This window comes from Actinophytocola algeriensis, from assembly GCF_014203735.1.
GTDB lineage: Bacteria > Actinomycetota > Actinomycetes > Mycobacteriales > Pseudonocardiaceae > Actinophytocola > Actinophytocola algeriensis.
Genome location: NZ_JACHJQ010000001.1, coordinates 1,057,715 through 1,075,094 on the forward strand (window position 1 = coordinate 1,057,715; position 17,380 = coordinate 1,075,094).

General features: G+C 72.4%; 19 protein-coding genes. 13 read left to right on the top strand and 6 right to left on the bottom strand.

What is annotated here, in order from left to right; all coding sequences use genetic code 11:
- Nucleotide 1 precedes the first annotated feature (1 nt).
- Both FHR82_RS05010 and FHR82_RS05015 read left to right on the top strand, forming a co-directional pair.
- A complete protein-coding gene (locus tag FHR82_RS05010; protein ID WP_311770876.1) occupies nt 2-1,348 on the top strand; it encodes a gluzincin family metallopeptidase in 1,347 nt (448 codons plus the stop codon).
- A 61-nt stretch (nt 1,349-1,409) separates the two neighbouring features.
- A complete protein-coding gene (locus FHR82_RS05015; protein WP_184809002.1) occupies nt 1,410-2,543 on the top strand; it encodes a glycosyltransferase family 4 protein in 1,134 nt (377 codons plus the stop codon).
- A 46-nt stretch (nt 2,544-2,589) separates the two neighbouring features.
- Here the strand turns inward: FHR82_RS05015 and FHR82_RS05020 are convergent, their stop codons facing one another.
- The 4 genes from FHR82_RS05020 to FHR82_RS05035 all read right to left on the bottom strand — a co-directional run bounded on the left by FHR82_RS05020 (nt 2,590) and on the right by FHR82_RS05035 (nt 5,496).
- Nucleotides 2,590-2,982: a YbaB/EbfC family nucleoid-associated protein gene (locus FHR82_RS05020; protein ID WP_184809003.1), complete on the bottom strand. Its 393-nt coding sequence runs from the start codon at nt 2,980-2,982 to the stop codon at nt 2,590-2,592.
- The gene (locus tag FHR82_RS05025; RefSeq protein ID WP_225943945.1) at nt 2,979-3,275 is read right to left on the bottom strand and encodes a YbaB/EbfC family DNA-binding protein; all 297 of its coding nucleotides are present in this window, start codon (nt 3,273-3,275) and stop codon (nt 2,979-2,981) included. The genes FHR82_RS05020 and FHR82_RS05025 overlap by 4 nt, the downstream gene beginning before the upstream one ends.
- On the bottom strand, nt 3,272-4,306 hold the full coding sequence (locus FHR82_RS05030) for a CHAP domain-containing protein (RefSeq protein ID WP_184809004.1): 1,035 nt from the start codon (nt 4,304-4,306) through the stop codon (nt 3,272-3,274). The genes FHR82_RS05025 and FHR82_RS05030 overlap by 4 nt, the downstream gene beginning before the upstream one ends.
- A 62-nt stretch (nt 4,307-4,368) precedes the next feature.
- On the bottom strand, nt 4,369-5,496 hold the full coding sequence (locus tag FHR82_RS05035) for an AMP-binding protein (RefSeq protein ID WP_184809005.1): 1,128 nt from the start codon (nt 5,494-5,496) through the stop codon (nt 4,369-4,371).
- 61 nt (nt 5,497-5,557) lie between these two features.
- Here FHR82_RS05035 and FHR82_RS05040 point away from each other — a divergent pair, with 61 nt between their 5' ends.
- The 6 genes from FHR82_RS05040 to FHR82_RS05065 are packed head-to-tail and all read left to right on the top strand — an operon-like array spanning nt 5,558 to nt 9,638.
- Nucleotides 5,558-5,932 (top strand): polyketide cyclase / dehydrase and lipid transport, encoded by a 375-nt coding sequence (locus tag FHR82_RS05040; RefSeq protein ID WP_184809006.1) that lies wholly within the window; start codon nt 5,558-5,560, stop codon nt 5,930-5,932.
- 10 nt (nt 5,933-5,942) lie between these two features.
- Nucleotides 5,943-6,728, top strand: coding sequence for a metallophosphoesterase family protein (locus FHR82_RS05045; RefSeq protein ID WP_184809007.1), 786 nt, complete (start codon nt 5,943-5,945; stop codon nt 6,726-6,728).
- 27 nt (nt 6,729-6,755) lie between these two features.
- The gene (locus FHR82_RS05050; RefSeq protein WP_184809008.1) at nt 6,756-7,202 is read left to right on the top strand and encodes an SRPBCC family protein; all 447 of its coding nucleotides are present in this window, start codon (nt 6,756-6,758) and stop codon (nt 7,200-7,202) included.
- The gene (locus tag FHR82_RS05055) at nt 7,202-8,329 is read left to right on the top strand and encodes an ArsA family ATPase (RefSeq protein WP_184809009.1); all 1,128 of its coding nucleotides are present in this window, start codon (nt 7,202-7,204) and stop codon (nt 8,327-8,329) included. The genes FHR82_RS05050 and FHR82_RS05055 overlap by 1 nt, the downstream gene beginning before the upstream one ends.
- Nucleotides 8,326-8,691 (top strand): hypothetical protein, encoded by a 366-nt coding sequence (locus FHR82_RS05060; protein WP_184809010.1) that lies wholly within the window; start codon nt 8,326-8,328, stop codon nt 8,689-8,691. Before FHR82_RS05055 ends, FHR82_RS05060 begins: the two co-directional genes overlap by 4 nt.
- A 20-nt stretch (nt 8,692-8,711) precedes the next feature.
- Nucleotides 8,712-9,638: an ROK family glucokinase gene (locus FHR82_RS05065; protein ID WP_184809316.1), complete on the top strand. Its 927-nt coding sequence runs from the start codon at nt 8,712-8,714 to the stop codon at nt 9,636-9,638.
- Nucleotides 9,639-9,966: 328 nt separating this feature from the next.
- Here the strand turns inward: FHR82_RS05065 and FHR82_RS05070 are convergent, their stop codons facing one another.
- Nucleotides 9,967-10,428: a hypothetical protein gene (locus FHR82_RS05070; protein ID WP_184809011.1), complete on the bottom strand. Its 462-nt coding sequence runs from the start codon at nt 10,426-10,428 to the stop codon at nt 9,967-9,969.
- Nucleotides 10,429-10,663: 235 nt separating this feature from the next.
- Here FHR82_RS05070 and FHR82_RS05075 point away from each other — a divergent pair, with 235 nt between their 5' ends.
- From FHR82_RS05075 to FHR82_RS05095, 5 genes are all read left to right on the top strand, one after another.
- Nucleotides 10,664-11,431, top strand: coding sequence for a lysophospholipid acyltransferase family protein (locus FHR82_RS05075; protein ID WP_184809012.1), 768 nt, complete (start codon nt 10,664-10,666; stop codon nt 11,429-11,431).
- A gap of 20 nt (nt 11,432-11,451) precedes the next feature.
- Nucleotides 11,452-11,955 carry a polyadenylate-specific 3'-exoribonuclease AS gene (locus tag FHR82_RS05080; protein ID WP_184809013.1) on the top strand — a complete coding sequence of 168 codons (504 nt, stop codon included), beginning with the start codon at nt 11,452-11,454 and terminating at the stop codon, nt 11,953-11,955.
- A 111-nt stretch (nt 11,956-12,066) separates the two neighbouring features.
- Complete coding sequence (locus FHR82_RS05085; RefSeq protein ID WP_184809014.1) at nt 12,067-13,092, top strand: 6-phosphofructokinase; 1,026 nt, start codon at nt 12,067-12,069, stop codon at nt 13,090-13,092.
- Between the two features lie 25 nt (nt 13,093-13,117).
- A complete protein-coding gene (locus FHR82_RS05090; RefSeq protein WP_184809015.1) occupies nt 13,118-14,488 on the top strand; it encodes an amidase family protein in 1,371 nt (456 codons plus the stop codon).
- Nucleotides 14,489-14,663: 175 nt separating this feature from the next.
- Entirely contained in the window at nt 14,664-16,052 is a 1,389-nt protein-coding gene (locus FHR82_RS05095) for a class II 3-deoxy-7-phosphoheptulonate synthase (protein WP_184809016.1), read from the top strand.
- Nucleotides 16,053-16,140: 88 nt separating this feature from the next.
- On the opposite strand, the gene FHR82_RS05100 is transcribed toward FHR82_RS05095, so the two are convergent.
- Nucleotides 16,141-17,358: a wax ester/triacylglycerol synthase domain-containing protein gene (locus FHR82_RS05100; protein ID WP_184809017.1), complete on the bottom strand. Its 1,218-nt coding sequence runs from the start codon at nt 17,356-17,358 to the stop codon at nt 16,141-16,143.
- Nucleotides 17,359-17,380 lie beyond the last annotated feature (22 nt).

Here is a 17,380-nt window from a genome sequence, read left to right on the forward strand (position 1 = left end):
TGTGCAGCGGAGGGCGAGAGTGCGGACGTGGCTCGGCGCGGCGGTGGCCGCCGCCGTGCTCGCCGGCCTCGCGCTCGTGTCGCTGCCCGGCACCGACCAGGCCACGGGACCGGCGGGCGGACCCGGCAGGCCGATGGGCGCCGTCAGCCCGGCGCCACAGGCGGACGCCACCCGCACCGACGCCGTCACCGACCTGCTGGACCGGCGCGCGAAGGCCCTGGTCGACCACGACGAGCAGGCGTTCCTCGCCACGCTCGACCCGCGTGCGGACGACGCGTTCGTCAGCACCCAGCGCAGGCTGTTCCAGAACGTCGCAGGCGTGCCCTTCGGCCAGTGGCGCTACCGGGTGCGGCCCGAGGAGACCTTCGACGTCACGGACATGCCGGACCGGTTCACCTCCGCGCCGTCCGACGAGCTGTGGGCCCCCGCCGTGGACCTGCGCTACGCCCTGCGCGGCGGCGACGTCGTGCCGACCGAACGCCCCATGGGCTACCTGTTCGCCCGGCACGGCGACGAGTGGTACCTGCGGTCGGACACCGCGCTCGACAACCTCGGCAGGCGCACGTGGCGCGGTCCGTGGGACTTCGCGCCGTGCGTGGTCACCACCACCGAGCACGGCATCGTGCTGAGCCACCCCGGCAGCGAGCCGATGGTGGAACGAGTGGTCCGCGAGCTGGACCCGTCCGTGGCGGCGGTCAGCGAACTGTGGCCGACGCGGTGGTCGCAGCGGGTCGTGGTGATCCTGCCGGACTCGCCGGGCGAGATGCGTGCGCTGGTCGGGCCGGACTTCCCGGTCGAGTCGGTGGTCGCGGTCGCGGTCGCCGACCAGGTGAACAACGCCTCCCGCGCGGTCGCGGGCCAGCGGGTCGTGCTCAGTCCGACCGGGGTGCGCGGCCTGTCGATCGCGTCGCTGCGGGTCGTGCTGCGCCACGAGATCACCCACGTCGCGGCCCGCGCGGACACCGTCGACGGCTCGCCGACCTGGCTGCTGGAGGGCTTCGCGGACTACGTCGGCTACCGCGACAGCGGGGTCACCCTCGCCGAGGGCGCACCCGACCTGGCGAAACAGGTACGGGACGACGGCCCGCCGTCGGCACTGCCCGAGGACAGGGCGTTCCGCGGCGGTGGCTCCGGCCTCGACCTCGCCTACCAGCAGAGCTGGTCGCTGGCCCGGTACGTCGCGGACACCCACGGCGAGGACTCGCTGATCGACCTGTACCGCGAGCTGGCCGCCGCGGGCGCGGTCTCGGCCACCGAAACCGACGAGATGCTGCGTGACGTGCTCGGAGTGGACCGCGCGGAGCTGGTCGAGGGCTGGCAGTCGTACCTGAGGAAGGCCCTCCAATAGCGACAGTGCGAGTGGGGGCGCGCCGTCAAGGCCGCCGGCACCGCTCAAGTAGGGTTTCCGGGTGCCTCGGACCCTGGTGGTGACCAACGACTTCCCGCCACGCAACGGCGGCATCCAGTCCTACCTGCACGCACTCGCGACCCGGCTGCCGGAGGACGACCTCGTCGTCTACGCGCCGGCGTGGGAGGGTGCCCGCGAGTTCGACGCGGCGCAGCCGTTCCCGGTCGTGCGGCACCCGTCGAGTCTCATGCTGCCGGTGCCGGACGTGGCGCGGCGGGCCACGGAGATCCTGCGGGCCGAGGACTGCGACACCGTGTGGTTCGGCGCGGCCGCCCCGCTGGCGCTGCTCGCGCCGACGCTGCGGAAGGCGGGCGCCGAGCGGGTGATCGCGAGCACACACGGCCACGAGGTGGGCTGGTCGATGCTGCCCGGCGCCCGGCAGGCGCTGCGGCGCATCGGGTCGACCACCGACGTCGTGACGTTCGTCAGCAGGTACACGCGGTCCCGGTTCGCGGCGGCGTTCGGGGCGATGGCCGCGCTGGAGCACCTGCCGTCCGGCGTGGACACCGAGCAGTTCCGCCCGGACTTCGCGGCGCGCAAGGAGATCCGCACCCGCTACGGCCTCGGCGACCGGCCGACGGCGGTGTGCGTGTCCCGGCTGTGGCCGCGCAAGGGGCAGGACATGCTGATCCGCGCGCTGCCCGCGATCCGGGGGCGGGTGCCGGAGGCGGCGCTGCTGCTGGTCGGCGGCGGCCCCTACGAGGACCGGCTGCGTTCGCTCGCCACCCAGCTGGACGTGGCGGAACACGTGGTCTTCACCGGCCGCGTGCCGTGGGAGGAGCTGCCGGCGCACTACGTGGCGGGTGACGTGTTCGCGATGCCGTGCCGCACGCACGGGCGCGGCCTGGACGTCGAGGGCCTCGGCATCGTGTACCTGGAGGCGTCCGCGTCCGGTCTGCCTGTGGTGGCGGGCGACTCGGGCGGCGCGCCGGAGACCGTCCTGGACGGCGTCACCGGCAACGTGGTCGACGGCCGCGACCTGCCGACGATCGCGACGAAGATCGCCGACCTGCTGGCCGACCCGACGTGGGCGACGGAGATGGGCGAGGCGGGCAGGCGCTGGGTGTCCCGCCACTGGCGCTGGGAGGACATCGCCCACCGGCTGACCCGCCTGCTGGACGGCTCGGCGTTCTGACCTGAGACCCGGGGCACATCGCGCCTGTCCTCGCCGGAGGCCGCCGTCAGCGCGGCACCGCCCACGTTTCGACCGTCGAGAAGTCGTCCTCCGCCGCGGGGCTCGGTCGCACGGGTTTGGCAGGTGCCGGCAGTACCAGCGCACGCAGCTCGGCGGCCAGTTCCTCGCCCGCCGCCGGGGCCAGGATCTCGATGCCCGTGTTCAGCGCCGTCGCCGAGGCATCCTGGACCAGGCGGTAGATCTCCGCCGCCAGCCGGTCCGGGCCTGCTGACAGCACATGGGGCTCCAGGTCCAGCGCGACCAGGCGGCCTTCCAGGTTCACCGTCGCCGTGATGCCGTCGCCGGTCGCGGTGGCCGTGATCGCGCTCAGCGTCGCGAAGACCTCCGGTGTGGACCGGGTGCTCAGCTCGATCAGCTCGTCGACAGAAAGGTCGTTCACTGGGCCCGCCAGGTGTCCGGGACCGTCGCCTCGGCCTGTTCGGTGAGCGACGCCGACTGGGCCAGCCCCAGCGCCGCCGGATCCAACCCGGCCAGTGCCGAGTGCAGTGCGTGCTTCGTGCGCTGGTTCGCCTGGGCGGTCGCCACCGCGATCGCCTCGACCACGGTCGCCGCCAGTGCCGCGGCCCCCTGGTCCACGGCGTGCTGCGACAGCGTGAGCCCGGACAGCGCACCGCCGGGACAGACCTCTGCCGTCACACCGCGCAGCGTCGCCGTGCCCTTGATCTCACTCACTTCGGGTGTACCCCTCCGTAGAAGGTCGAGCTGGACAAGGTGTGCGTCACGCGCCGCACCTGGTCAGCTGAGTTGCCCTCGATCAGCGTCACCCGGTCGCCGTGCACGCTCTCCACGATCCCGATGTGCGTGCTCGTCTGCGGGCTCTGCGGCCCGGTGCCGAACAACAGCACGTCACCCGGTCTCGCCTGTTCGAGGTTGTTCTTGCCGTACGCGAGGCCACGTTCCTGGCCCCACTCGTAGACGTCGCCGGTGAACGGGAGGATCCCGATGTCCACCCCCGACTTCTGCCACGACCATGTCGCGAAGTTGGAGCACCACGGGCCGGTCGGGCCGAACTTGTTCGTGTTGCCCGCGCCCTCGCGGTACCCGAGCTGGCCGCGGGCGCGGTCGACCACCCTCTTGCCGACCGCGCCGCCGCCCTTGCCGGACCCGCCGCCGGCCGGGTGCTTCTTCCTCCGCTCGCCCGGGTCGGCGAAACCGTCGTGCTCGACGCGGCGTTCCAGCTTGCGCAGGTCCTCCGCCGCGTCCTTCATCTCGCGCTGCACGGCGCGCAGGTGCTTGACCGACTCGTTCGTGTACGTCCGCACCAGGTCGGCGACCTGGCCGACCGCACGCAGCAGTGCCGCCCGCTGGCCGGCGCCCTGCACGGCCCGCGCGGCGTCGAGGATCGCGGCGGCCTTCGTCGTGTACTCGTCGACGAGGTGGGCGACTGCGCGGTGGTTGGTGGACAGCGACGACGCCGTGGCCGCGACGATCGACGCGCCCTTCGCGGACGACGCCGCCGTCACGTCGAGCGCCTTGGTCATCGTGCGGGCCTTGCGGTCGAACCCCGCCGCGGCCCTGCCGTCCCAGTGGCTGGTGGCGGTCGCCGCGGTCGACTTGTGGTCGGCGTGGTGGCGTTCCACCGCCCGCGCGGTCGCCTCGAGCGCCGCCTGCGCCCGGTGCGCGTCCTCCGCCTTGCCTGCCAGCTTGTCGCGGTGCGCGACGAGCTGCCCCGCCACCTTGCGCGCGATCACGTGCGAGTCCATGTGCCCACGATCGGGCGCGCCGCGCACGGGCGGAAGCGCCGGTGCACGGACAGGCACACGCACTACTCGACCAGTGTGGTTCCCAGCTCGCGGACGTCGATGCCGATGCCGCGGTAGAAGTTCACCCGCTGCCCGTCGAGCGGCACGCCGGACGTGAGCGCGGCGACACAGCGGCCGCCGAACGCGGCACGCAGCTTCGGGTACACGACCCGGCCGGCCACCGCGTGCCCCAGCCGCAGCGCGAGCGGCACCGAGCCGCCGTGCGCGCCGTAGGAGACGGCCACCGACTCGGCTGTGTCGAACACGAACATGTTGCCGTCCGCGTAGGCCTTGGCGCGGGCCGCGTCGTGGAAGCGGCCGAGCAGCTCCGCGTCGGTGACGATCACCCTCGGCCGGAACACGCCGAGGTCGGTGAACAGGTCGTCGGAGTCGTGCGCGTGGCCCAGCGTGGTCCGGGTGTACACGCAGGCCAGTGTGATCAGCCGGGTCGGCAGGTCCGCGAGCTGCGGCAGCACCAGCAGCGAGTTGCCGGAACGCAGCAGCGCGGGGTGCGTCGCTATCGTCGCGCGCACCTCCGCCAGCAGCTCACCGTGCGTCAGCTCGGTCCGCTTCGGGTGATCACCGGCCGGGTACACGACGGTCGCGATGTCGTCGGACCGCACGGCCAGCCTGCGCTCGTGGGCCCGGTCGTCGAAGATCTGCGTGCCGAGCGCGGTCAGCTCGTCGACCGCCGACGGCACCTCCTCGTCGCCGGAGGCGGCGTCGAGCACCCCGCCGTCGAGCTGCCACACCCACACGATCTCGGGCAGCCGGTCCACGACCCGCCGGACCGTCTCGCGGTGCGCCGCGGTCTCGACGACCACCGCGCACGCGCCGGCGTCCGACAGGATCCACTCGACCTCGGCCGCCGTCGCGGTCGGCTCGATCGGCACGGTCTGGGCGCCGACCGACCAGCACGCGAAGTCGAACAGCGTCCACTCGTAGCGGGTGGCGGAGAAGAGCGCGACCCGGTCGCCTGCCCGCAGTCCGGCGGCGATCATGCCCTTCGCCAGCTCCAGCACCTGCGTGGCGAACTCGCGGGTGGTCACGTCAGCCCACGAGCCGGCGTCGCGGCGGCGGAACCCGATGGTGGCGCCGAACCGCTCCGCGTTGGCCCAGACCATGTCGGTCAGGCTCTCGGTCTCGGTCACACCAGGCAAACTAGCGTGCCGGGCAGGTACGCGCGTCCGCAGGCCGTGACATGCTGCACGCGTGCCCGCTGTTGACGTGATCGACGAGACCTTCCTCGCCGTGCCGCCGGACACCGTCGCGGCCGCGTTCGCCGATCCGCGTGCCTGGCGCCGGTTCTGGCCCGACCTCGACCTCGAGGTGTACGCCGACCGCGGCGCGCAGGGCCTGCGGTGGACGGTGCGTGGCGCGCTGGTCGGCACGATGGAGGTGTGGCTGGAGCCCGTGCTGGACGGCACGGTCCTGCACTACTTCCTGCGCGCCGACTTCCCGGAGGCCACGCAGGGCCGTCCGCTCAAGGAGATCGCCCGCCGCCAGCGCGCGGCGAAGTCGGTCGCACTGGATCTCAAGTTCGTGCTCGAGGACGGCAGGCCCCCCGGCATCCCGCCGAATGCATAGTCTCGTACCCATGCGGGTTCACGTGGTTTCCGACGTGCACGGCAACGTCGAGGCGCTCGCGCGTGCGGGCGACGGGGCGGACGCGCTCGTCGTCCTCGGCGACCTCATCGACTTCGTCGACTACCACGACCACGGCGGCGGCATCCTGGGCGCGGTGTTCGGCGCGGAGAAGGTCGCCGAGTTCGCGCGGCTGCGGCGCGAGCGGCCGACCGACCTGCCCGCGTTCTCGCGTGCGCTGTGGGGCAGCCTCGGCGACCCGCAGGAGGTCGTGGCCGACGCGGTGCGCGCGCAGTACGCCCGCCTGTTCGCCGCGATGACGGCGCCGACGTACGCGACGCCGGGCAACGTCGACACGCCCGACCTGTGGCCCGAGTTCGCGGGCGAACACGTGCACATCCTCGACGGCGACGTCGCCGAGATCGGCGGGCTGCGGTTCGGGTTCGTCGGCGGCGCGCTGCTCCCGCCGGGCATCACGAAGCGCAAGCCGGGTGTGTTCCGGCCGTACCTGCGCACCGAGGAGGACTTCGCGGACGGGGTCGCGCGCCTGTCGGACGTGGACGTGGTGTGCACGCACATCCCGCCGGACGTGCCGGAACTCACCTACGACGTGGTGGCGCGGCGGTTCGAGTTCGGGTCGGCGTCGCTGCTGGGCCTGATCACCAAGCAACAGCCGAGGTGGGCCCTGTTCGGCCACGTGCACCAGCCGCTCGCGCCCCGCATGCGCGTCGGGTACACGGAGTGCGCCAACGTCGGGCACTTCCAGCGCGCCGAGCGGCCCTACGTGCTGCGCTGGTGAGGCCTACGCTCCGGTAGCCTCCCCGGCATGGCCGACGAGTCCACCCAGTCCATCGTGGTCGACGCACCACCGCAGGACATCATGGCGGTGATCGCGGACTTCCCGGCGTACCCGCAATGGGCCAACGCCATGAAGAAGACCGAGGTCCTCGGCGAGTTCGAGGACGGCAAGGCGCGTGAGGTGCGGTTCACGCTCGACGCGGGACCGTTCAAGGACGTGTACACCCTGGCCTACGAGTGGGCGGGTGACGGCCTGCGCGTCGACTGGCACCTCGTGAAGGGCCAGATGCAGAAGACGCAGAAGGGCCGGTACCTGCTCACGCCGGAGGGCGACAAGACGAAGGTCACCTACACCCTGGCGGTGCAGCTGGCCGTGCCGATGATCGGCCTCTTCCGGCGCAAGGCCGAGAAGATGATCATGGACATCGCGCTGAAGGAGCTGAAGCGCCGGGTAGAGGCGCCTAACCGAGCGTGATGGACAAGTCGGCGCGGCTGTTGCTGTTCACCGGCAAGGGTGGTGTCGGCAAGACCACCCTCGCCGCGGCGACGGCCGCCCGTCTCGCGGTGGGCGGGCACAAGGTGCTGGTCGCCTCCGCCGACCCCGCGCACTCGCTCGGCGACGTGTTCGGTGTCCCGGTCGGCGCCGAACCCTCCGAAGTGGACACCTGTCTGTACGTGGCGCACGTCGACGCGCGCGGGCTCGCCGACCGGTCGTGGCAGGCCATCCGCAAGGAACTGCGCGGTGCGCTGTCCGGTCTCGGACTGTCCGATCTGGACGCCGCGGAGCTGACCGTGCTGCCCGGCGTCGACGAACTCCTTGCCCTGACCGAGGTCGCGCGCCTCGCGTCGGAAGGGCCGTGGGAGGTCGTGGTCGTGGACTGCGGGCCGACCGCGGAGACGCTGCGCCTGCTGGCGTTGCCCGAGGCGGTCGGCGGCTACCTGGAACGGCTGTCGCTCGGCAGCCACGTCGCCCGCCTCGAGACGCACCTGGACCGGTTGCGGGTGCTGCTGGTCGACCCGGCGCGGACGTCCGTGCGGCTGGTGCTGACCCCAGAACGGCTCGTCGTCGCCGAGACCCGGCGGACGCTCGCCGCGCTGGCACTGCGCGGGATCCGCGTCGACGCGCTGATCGCGAACCGGCTCGTGCCACCCGCGAAGAGGTGGCAGGGCCCGGCGGCGAGCTGGCTGCGCACCCGGCGCGCGGAACAGGACGCCGTACTGTCCGAACTGGACTCCTCGACCACGCTGCCGGTGCGGCGGGTCGTGCACCGCGCGACGGAACCCATTGGCGTGGCGGCGTTGTCGGCACTCGCGGACGACCTGTACGGCACCGACGACCCGCTCGCGACCGAAGGCCCGTACACCGCGCCGCTGCTGTCGATCGCGACGGTCGACGGCGGCTACGAACTGACCGTGGCGCTGCCGCTCACCGAAGGCTCCGGGGTGGACCTCGCGCGGGTCGGCGACGACCTGGCGATCACCGTGGACGGGGTGCGGCGGCTGGTCGCGCTGCCGGTGCTGCTGCGCAGGCACACCGTGACCGACGCGGTGACCGGGCCGAACGGGCTGAGCTTGCGTTTCGAGGCAGGAGGGGTCGCGTGAGTGCTGAGCCGGGAAGCCGACTGGTCGAGGAGCTGCGGCTCCTGGCCGACGCGGTCGCCGACCGGGCGGGTCCGTGGCTGGACCGGGTCGCGGCCGACGAGGCTCACGGGGCAGGCGAGTCCGGGACCAGGTGCGGGTGGTGTCCGCTGTGCGCGGCCGTCGCGGTGGTGCGCGGCGACCCGAACGAGCTGGCCACCCGCGGCCTCGACGCCGCCGCCGACCTCGTCGCGCTGCTGCGTGCCGTGCTGGCGGACCGGTGGGAGCCCGGCGTGTCGCACATGCCCGGGTTCACGCCGTCGGAGCCGTCGTCCTCGGGTTCCGTGCGGGTACAGCACATCCCGGTCCGGCGGGAGCCCCGTTGAGGGCCAGGACGACCATCGGGGTGGACATCGGGGGGACGAGCGTGCGGGCCGGGGTGGTGGACCGGCACGGCAACGTCCTCGACACCGCGCGCGCTCCGACACCCGCCGGTGAGGCGGCGCTGGAGGACGCGATCGTGTCGGCGGTGACCGGGCTGCTCGGCGGCAGGCACCGGGTGACCGGTGTGGGTCTCGCGGTCGCGGGGTTCGTGACCACCGACCGCCGATCGGTGATGTTCGCGCCGCACCTGGCGTGGCGCGACGCACCCGTCGGCGACCGGATCTCGAAGCGCCTCGGGCTGCCGGTGGTGCTGGAGCACGACGCCAACGCGGCCGTCCTCGGCGAGCACCGGTTCGGCGCGGCACGGGGTGCCAGGGTGGCGCTGCTGGTCGCGATCGGCACCGGCATCGGCGGCGGTCTGCTGCTGGGCGGCGAGCTGTTCCGCGGTGCGTACGGGGTGGCGCCGGAACTGGGTCACCTGCGGCTCGTGCCGGGTGGGCGGGCCTGCCCGTGCGGCAAGCAGGGCTGCTGGGAGCGCTACTGCAGCGGCACCGCGTTGTCGGCCACGGCGATCGAACTGCTGGCGCGACACCCCGGCCGGTCGACGCTCCTGCTGCGCGACTCGGAGGACGCGCGGGCGATCACGGGCCGGAAGGTCGCGGCGGCGGCCCGCGAAGGTGATCAGCTGGCGCAGCGGGCGATGCAGGAGCTGGCCCGCTGGCTCGGCGAGGGCCTCGCGCTGGCGGCCGACATCTACGACCCGGAGGTCGTGGTGATCGCGGGCGGGGTCTCGGAGTCGGCCACGCTGTTCCTGGACGACGCGCGTGACCACTACAAGAAGATGATCACCGGCGCCGGCTTCCGGCCACTGGCCCGCATCCGCACCGCCCAGCTGGGCGACGACGCGGCTCTGGTGGGCGCGGCGGCCTTGGCTGCCGACAACTGCTGAAGGTGGCCCGGCCGGTCGGCTGGCCGGCGTTCTTCTTGCCCTCCGGGGTCCTCGCCGGACGGGCGTCCTCGCCGGAGGGACAGGTCGACGGGATGGCAGGCAGCCTCGGGGGTGGTGTGGGCTAGCGCCCCGCTTGGGTTCGTCGGGCGCGGCACCGGGACCACGTCGTGGGGTCCTCCGCTGCTGCCGAATGGCGAAACCGCCCGGAACGCAACCCCCACCCTGTCCCGGGGGCGTCCCGCCTTGCCAGTCTACCAGTTGGGGGCGGCGAAACCAAGTGCGTGCGCCGAACTGTGGACAACTGGGTCGGCTGTGGATAACTCGGGGGTCAGATCTGGGCGCCGTCGTCGCGGTCGCCGGGGTTCTTCGGGCTCTGGCGGGCTCTCAGCAGGAGCATGCCGCCGCCGCAGGTGACCGACAGCAGGGCGAGCGGGGTGGCGATGCGGGCGTCCAGGCCGATCAGGCTCGGGATGATCAACAGGACGACGCCGATGACGATCAGTGCCAGCGCGACGATCGTCAGTGGGCGCAGCTTCGGCAGTGGCGGCGGCTCCGGCGGGACGTAGTGCTCCTCCTCGGTGCCCCACGACCAGTCCCAGTCGGCCTCGTGGCCGCGCCACGCCTGCGGGGGCTCCGCGGAACGGGCCGGCGTCGGCGTCGGTGCGGTCGGGGGATCCGGCTCGCCCCGCGGTTCGTTCAGGTCCGGCATCGACCGGCCGACGCCCTCGCGTTCCAGGTCCGCCACGATCTCCGCGAAAGCGGCGTCTACGTCGTCAGGCCGGTCGGACACCCAGGCCTCCTCGGTTCGCGTGCCGGCAAGCAGGTGCTGAGGCCATCGTCGCACGAACTGGGCCGACGGTGGCCGGATCTCTCGTCCATGTTTACTCGTTGGGTACCGTGGATGTCCGGGGAGTTAGTCCTGTTACATGTTCCGACATTCGGGTGGCGAAGCATTGTGTGCGCCCGCCACCCTTCGTACGCTCGACAAACGGCGGACGCCGCGGCGAAAGGGAGGCACGGGACCGGTGCTGTACTTCTGGATGAAGTGGGTGTTCCTGGGGCCGGTGCTCAGACTCTTCTTCCGTCCCGAGGTCGAGGGCGGCGAGAACATCCCGGCCGACGGCGGAGCCCTCCTCGCCAGCAACCACCTCGCTGTCGCGGACTCCTTCTTCCTCCCCCTGATGCTCTCCCGGCGCGTCACCTTCCCGGCCAAGCTCGAGTACTTCACCCAGCCCGGCGTGAAGGGCAAGCTGAAGAAGTGGTTCTTCACCGGCATGGGCCAGATCCCGATCGACCGGTCCGGTGGCGCCGCCGCGCAGGCCGCGCTCGACACCGGCATCCGGCTGCTGCGTGAGGGCCACCTGCTCGGCATCTACCCGGAGGGCACCCGCTCGCCGGACGGCCGCCTCTACAAGGGCAAGACCGGCCTGGCCCGCATGGTGCTCGAGTCCCGCGTCCCGGTCATCCCGGTCGCGATGTTCGGCACCGACAAGGCCAACCCCATCGGCTCGAAGATGTGGCGGCCGCACAAGATCCGCATCAGGATCGGCAAGCCGCTGGACTTCTCGCGGTACGAGGGCCTCGCGGGCGACCGGTTCGTCGAACGGTCCATCACCGACGAGATCATGTACGCGCTGATGGAGCTGTCCGGCCAGGAGTACGTGGACATCTACGCGGCGAAGGCCAAGGAGATGCTGGCCGAGGAGCAGAACGGCAAACCTGCCGCGCTGCCGACGCAGCGGACCACCACGAGCCGCGACGCCGACCGGATCCCCGAGACCGAGGCGGGCTGACCGGCCACTAGGGTTCCTCGGTGCGGTTCTTCTACGATACGGAGTTCATCGAGGACGGTAGGACCATCGACCTGGTGTCGATCGGTGTCGTCGACGAACGTGGCCGCGAGTTCTACGCGGTCTCGACCGAGTTCGACCCGGGCAGGGCGGGCCCATGGGTGCGGGACAACGTGCTCGACAAGCTGCCGTCGCCCGCCGACCCGGCGTGGTGCGACCGCGCCACGATCCGCGATCGCCTCATGAAGTTCCTGAGCCGCGATCGCGAGCGGGTCGAGCTGTGGGCCTGGTTCGCCGCGTACGACCACGTCGCGCTCGCGCAGCTGTGGGGTGACATGCCCGCGCTGCCGAGGGAACTGCCCCGGTTCACCCGCGAGCTGCGCCAGCGGTGGGAGGACGTGGGCAAACCGTCGCTGCCGCCCCCGCCCAGCGACGCGCACGACGCGCTCGCCGATGCCCGCCACAACCTCGTCCGCTGGAAGGTGATCGAGGCGGAACGTGTCAGGAGAGGGTTCCCCGTCAGTTGACCGGGGCACCTTGCTGCACCGATCCAGAGAATGGCACTCTACGGGCTGACAAACGCACTCAGGACCCGAACAGGACCCCGTGCTCCTGCGGCCGGATGGAGGATCGAGCACATGCGCGTCGGTTTGCTCACAGGTGGCGGTGACTGCCCAGGACTCAACGCGGTCATCCGCGCTGTGGTCCGCAAGGGCATCGAGGCCCATGGTTGGGAGACGGTCGGGTTCCGCAACGGCTGGCTCGGCCCGATCGAGGGGCTGACCAAGCCCATCGGGCTCGACGACGTCGAGGACATCCTGACCAGGGGTGGCACGATCCTCGGTTCGTCGCGGACCAACCCGTACAAGGTCGACGGCGGCGTCGACAGGATCAGGGAGACGCTCGCCGAGCACGGTGTGGACGCCCTGATCGCGATCGGCGGCGAGGACACCCTCGGGGTGGCGAAGCGCCTGACCGACGACGGCATCGGCGTGGTCGGCGTGCCGAAGACGATCGACAACGACCTCGGCGCGACCGACTACACGTTCGGCTTCGACACCGCGGTGCACATCGCGACCGAGTCGATCGACCGGCTGCGCACGACCGCCGAGTCGCACCACCGCGCGCTGGTTGTCGAGGTCATGGGCCGCCACGCCGGTTGGATCGCGCTGCACTCCGGTCTCGCGGGCGGCGCGAACGTGATCCTGGTGCCGGAGCGCCAGTTCTCCGTCGACCAGGTCGTCGAGTGGGTCGAGCGCCGGTTCGAACGCCAGTACGCGCCGATCATCGTGGTCGCCGAGGGCGCGCTGCCCGAGGGCGGCCAGGAGAAGCTGCTGACCGGTGAGAAGGACGCGTTCGGTCACGTGCGCCTTGGTGGCATCGGCACCTGGCTCGCCGAGGAGATCGCACAGCGGACCGGCAAGGAGTCCCGTGCGGTCGTGCTGGGCCACACCCAGCGCGGCGGCACCCCGACCGCGTACGACCGCGTGCTCGCGACCCGCTTCGGCCTGCACGCCGTGGACGCGGTGCAGGACGGCGACTTCGGTGTGATGGTCGCGCTGCGCGGCACCGACATCGTGCGCGTGAAGCTGTCCGAGGCCACCGCCGAGCTGAAGACCGTGCCGCTGGAGCGGTACCAGGAGGCCGAAGTCTTCTTCGGCTGAGCCCGTGCGGGGCTAATGTTCCCGCATGGACCTTGACGAGCTGCTCTGGTCGGGCGCGGACGCCCAGGCCGCCGCCCTGCGCGACGGCACGGTGTCCGCGCCCGACCTGCTCGAGGCGGTGCTCGCCCGCCTCGACGCGGTCAACCCGGCGCTGAACGCGTTCCGCGTGGTGTACACCGAGGCGGCGCGTGCGCAGGCGGCCGACGCGCAGCGACGGCTCGACGCTGGGGAGCGCACGCCGCTGCTGGGGGTCCCGGTCGCGGTGAAGGACGACCTGGACGTGGCCGGTGACGTGACCGCCATGGGCGGGCGCCCGCAGTTCCCGCCCGCCGAGCAGGACGCGCCCTCGGTGGCGCGACTGCGGGCGGCGGGTGCGGTGCTGGTGGGGCACACGAACACGCCGGACCGGTGCCTGTGGCCGTTCACCGAGACGCTCACCAACGGCGCCACGCGCAACCCGTGGCAGCTCGACCACACACCAGGCGGCTCGTCCGGTGGTTCCGCCGCGGCGGTGGCCGCGGGCGTCGTCGGCGCGGCGACCGGCTCGGACGGCGGCGGCTCGGTCCGCATCCCGGCGAACTTCTGCGGCCTGTTCGGGCTGAAGACCACCCGCGACCTGATCGACATGGGTGACGAGGAGCACTGGCACGGCCTCGCGGGCGTCGGCCCGCTCGGCCGCCGCGTGGCCGACGCGGCCGCGATGCTGGACGTGATCGCCGACGAGCCGGGCGGCTACCGCGAGGCCGTCGACACCGATCCCGGCCCGTTGCGGATCGCGCTGTCGTGGCGCACCCCGCTCGGCCCGGCGATCATCGAGCGGCAGCGCAAGCAGGCGGTGCTCGACACCGCCGACCGGCTGCGCGCGCTCGGGCACGCGGTGACGGTGACGGAGCCGCCGCTCGGGGTGCGGCCCAGCCCGCAGTTCCTCGTGCGGTACCTGCGCGGGGTGGCCGACGACGTCGCGCAGCTGCCGCACCCGGAGTGGCTGGAACCGCGCACGCGCCGCATCGCCGCGCTGGGCCGCCGGGTGCCGGACTCGGTGCTGGCGCGCTCCCGTGCCGCGGAGGCGGGGCTCCACGACCTGATGGCTGGGTTCTTCGGCCAGTTCGACGTGATCCTGCAGCCGGGGTGGACCGGGCGGCAGCCACGTATCGGCCGGTTCCACGGCAGCGGCGCGTCGCACACGCTGGCCGCGGTGTCGCAGGGCATCGCGTTCTTCCCAACGTGGAACGTACTCGGCTACCCGGTGGCGGCGCTGCCGGTCGGCTTCGACGACATCGGCCTGCCGATCGGGGTGCAGCTGATCGGCGCGGCCGGCTCGGAGGCGACGCTGCTGTCGCTGTCGGGCCAGTTCGAGCGGGCGCACCCGTGGACGTCGAGGAGGCCGTCGCTGTAGGCGTCGCCGTGCACCTGGCGCCCGCTCCCTCCGCTGGGACGGTGGCGTGCTCCTGTCCCAGATCGCGGGAAGCACGTGGCCAGGGGATGGCCGATCGTCCACGTACTGGTGAAACGATCAAGCCGCGGGTGCTGTCGCCGTAAACCGGGCTGACACGCCGGGCTACCCTGGTGCCGTGAACTGGACCGTTGACGTGCCGGTGGACACGCTTCCCGAGCTCCCGCCGCTGCCGCCGGCACTGCGCGCCCGCCTCGACGACGCGCTGTCCCGGCCTGCCGCGCAGCAACCCGACTGGCCGGACCGCGAGCAGCTGCACCAGGTGCGCACGCTGCTGGAGAGCGTCCCGCCCATCACCGTCCCCAACGAGATCGACCGCCTGCGCGACAAGCTCGCCGAGGTCGCCCGCGGCGAGGCCTTCCTGCTGCAGGGTGGCGACTGCGCCGAGACCTTCGTGGACAACACCGAGCCGCACATCCGCGGCAACATCCGCACGTTGCTGCAGATGGCCGTCGTCCTGACCTACGGCGCGAGCCTGCCGGTCGTGAAGGTCGGCCGCATCGCGGGCCAGTACGCCAAGCCGCGCTCGAACACCACCGACGCGCTCGGCCTCCCGGTGTACCGCGGCGACATCATCAACTCGCTCGTGCCCAAGCACGAGGCACGCGTGCCCGACCCGGGCCGCATGATCCGCGCGTACGCCAACGCGGGCGCGGCCATGAACCTCGTGCGCGCCCTCACCGCGGCGGGCATGGCGGACCTGTCGAAGGTCCACGAGTGGAACAAGGACTTCGTCAGCAACTCGGCGGCCGGTGAGCGGTACGAGGCGCTGGCCACGGAGATCGACCGCGGCCTGCGGTTCATGCAGGCGTGCGGGGTCGAGGACACGTCGCTGCACAGCACGGAGATCTTCGCGAGCCACGAGGCGCTGCTGCTCGACTACGAGCGCGCGCTCCTGCGCATGGACACCCGCGGTCCCGACCCCCGGCTGTACAACCTGTCGTCGCACTTCCTGTGGATCGGGGAGCGGACCCGCCAGCTCGACGGCGCGCACATCGCGTTCGCGGAGCTGCTGTCCAACCCGATCGGCGTCAAGATCGGCCCGACCACCACGCCGGAGCTCGCGGTCGAGTACGTCGAGCGCCTCGACCCGCACAACACCCCGGGCCGCCTGACGCTCATCTCCCGCATGGGCAACGGAAAGGTGCGCGACGCGCTCCCGCCGATCGTGGAGAAGGTGGAGGCGTCCGGCCACCGGGTGATCTGGCAGTGCGACCCGATGCACGGCAACACGCACGAGTCGTCCACCGGCTACAAGACCCGCCACTTCGACCGCATCGTCGACGAGGTCCAGGGCTTCTTCGAGGTGCACCGGCGCCTCGGCTCCCACCCGGGCGGCATCCACGTGGAACTGACGGGCGAGGACGTCACCGAGTGCCTCGGCGGCGCCCAGGACATTTCGGACGACGACCTGGCGGGCCGTTACGAGACCGCGTGCGACCCGCGCCTGAACACCCAGCAGTCACTGGAGCTGGCGTTCCTGGTCGCGGAGATGCTCCGCAGCTGACCCGGCCCCGCACGGCGCCCGCGGAATGCCATGAAAACGCTTTCGGGGACGCTCAACGTCCCGAAAGCGTTTTAAGGCACCGGGCAACTCACTGCGCCAGTTCGTGCAACGTCGTGCACGCCTTGGCGATCGCGTGCGAGAGCACGTCGAGGTCCGGCACCGCGTCCCGGTCAGCCTGCAGTCCGATGTGGACAGCGTCCCGGTAGGGCGAGATCGCGACGCCCACGGCATGTCCGGGTGCCAACGGCCCAAAGGGATAGATCTCCGCCAGCGGCGCGCCGGCCACGGTCAACGGCACCGACGGCAGCGGCACGGTGGTCACCACGGTGTCGAACAACAGCGGCGCCCCGAGCCCGGTGATCGGCCCGCACAACCGGTGCACGGCCGGAGGAAGAAGATTCGCGAGGATCGGCAACGTGCCCGCGCCGCGCGAAGGCCCTGCCGCCTTGTTCGCGTCCATCGCCGAGCGGACAGCGCGCAGCCGCGCCACCGGATCGGTGAGACCGACCGGCAGGTCGCACAGGTACCCCGACAGCTGGTTGCCGCCTGCGCCGCCACGGGCTCGCGTGTTCACCGGGATCAGCGCACGCGGAGCCCGGCCGTCCACCGGCGCGCCCCGCGACCGCAGCCACTCCCGCAGCCCGCCGGTGAGCACGGCGAGCGCCACGTCGTTCGTGGTCCCGCCGTGCCTGCGGCGGATCTGCCGCACGTCGGCGAGGTCGAGGCGGACGAACGACACCCGCCGGGCCGTGCCGCCGGACGTGCGCATCGCGGGCACCGGCGGCACCCGCACGGCGCGTGCGACCGCGCCGGCCATGGCCGCGGTCTGGCCGATGCCGTAGGACGGCGGGTCCGTTGCCCTGGAGTGCGGCAGGCCACCGTCGAGCAGCGCACCCGCCAGCGCCACCGCACCGGCGCCGTCGGCGAGTGCGTGGTGCAGCTTCACGAGGACCGCGAACCGGTCGTCGGACAGGCCGGTGACGACGTGCACGTCCCACGGCGGCCGGGACAGGTCCAGCGGGGTCGCGAGCCAGCCAGCCGCGTATGCCTCGAACGTGCGCTGCCCGGCCACCTCGTAGGTGTGCACGTGCCCGGCCGGGTCGAAGTCCGACGCCGGCCACCACGACGGGAACCAGCCACCGTCGACGCGGAGTCCCGGCAGCCGGGCCGCCCGCTCCACCAGCAGTGTCCGCAGCCGCCCGGCCGGCACCGGTCCCCGGAACACGGCGACGGCGCCGAGGTGCATCGGGCGTTCCCGGGTCTCCAGGCTCAGGAAAGCCGCGTCCAACCCAGTCAATCGGCCCATGGCTTCAGCTCACCAGCGTTCC

Excerpts from the sequence above, each read along its gene's own strand:
- FHR82_RS05085 (WP_184809014.1), top strand. The coding sequence starts at position 12,067 with ATGCGCGTCGGTTTGCTCACAGGTGGCGGTGACTGCCCAGGACTCAAC.
- FHR82_RS05045 (WP_184809007.1), top strand. The coding sequence starts at position 5,943 with ATGCGGGTTCACGTGGTTTCCGACGTGCACGGCAACGTCGAGGCGCTC.
- FHR82_RS05030 (WP_184809004.1), bottom strand. The coding sequence starts at position 4,306 with ATGGACTCGCACGTGATCGCGCGCAAGGTGGCGGGGCAGCTCGTCGCG.
- FHR82_RS05055 (WP_184809009.1), top strand. The coding sequence starts at position 7,202 with ATGGACAAGTCGGCGCGGCTGTTGCTGTTCACCGGCAAGGGTGGTGTC.
- FHR82_RS05050 (WP_184809008.1), top strand. The coding sequence starts at position 6,756 with ATGGCCGACGAGTCCACCCAGTCCATCGTGGTCGACGCACCACCGCAG.
- FHR82_RS05100 (WP_184809017.1), bottom strand. The coding sequence starts at position 17,358 with ATGGGCCGATTGACTGGGTTGGACGCGGCTTTCCTGAGCCTGGAGACC.
- FHR82_RS05090 (WP_184809015.1), top strand. The coding sequence starts at position 13,118 with ATGGACCTTGACGAGCTGCTCTGGTCGGGCGCGGACGCCCAGGCCGCC.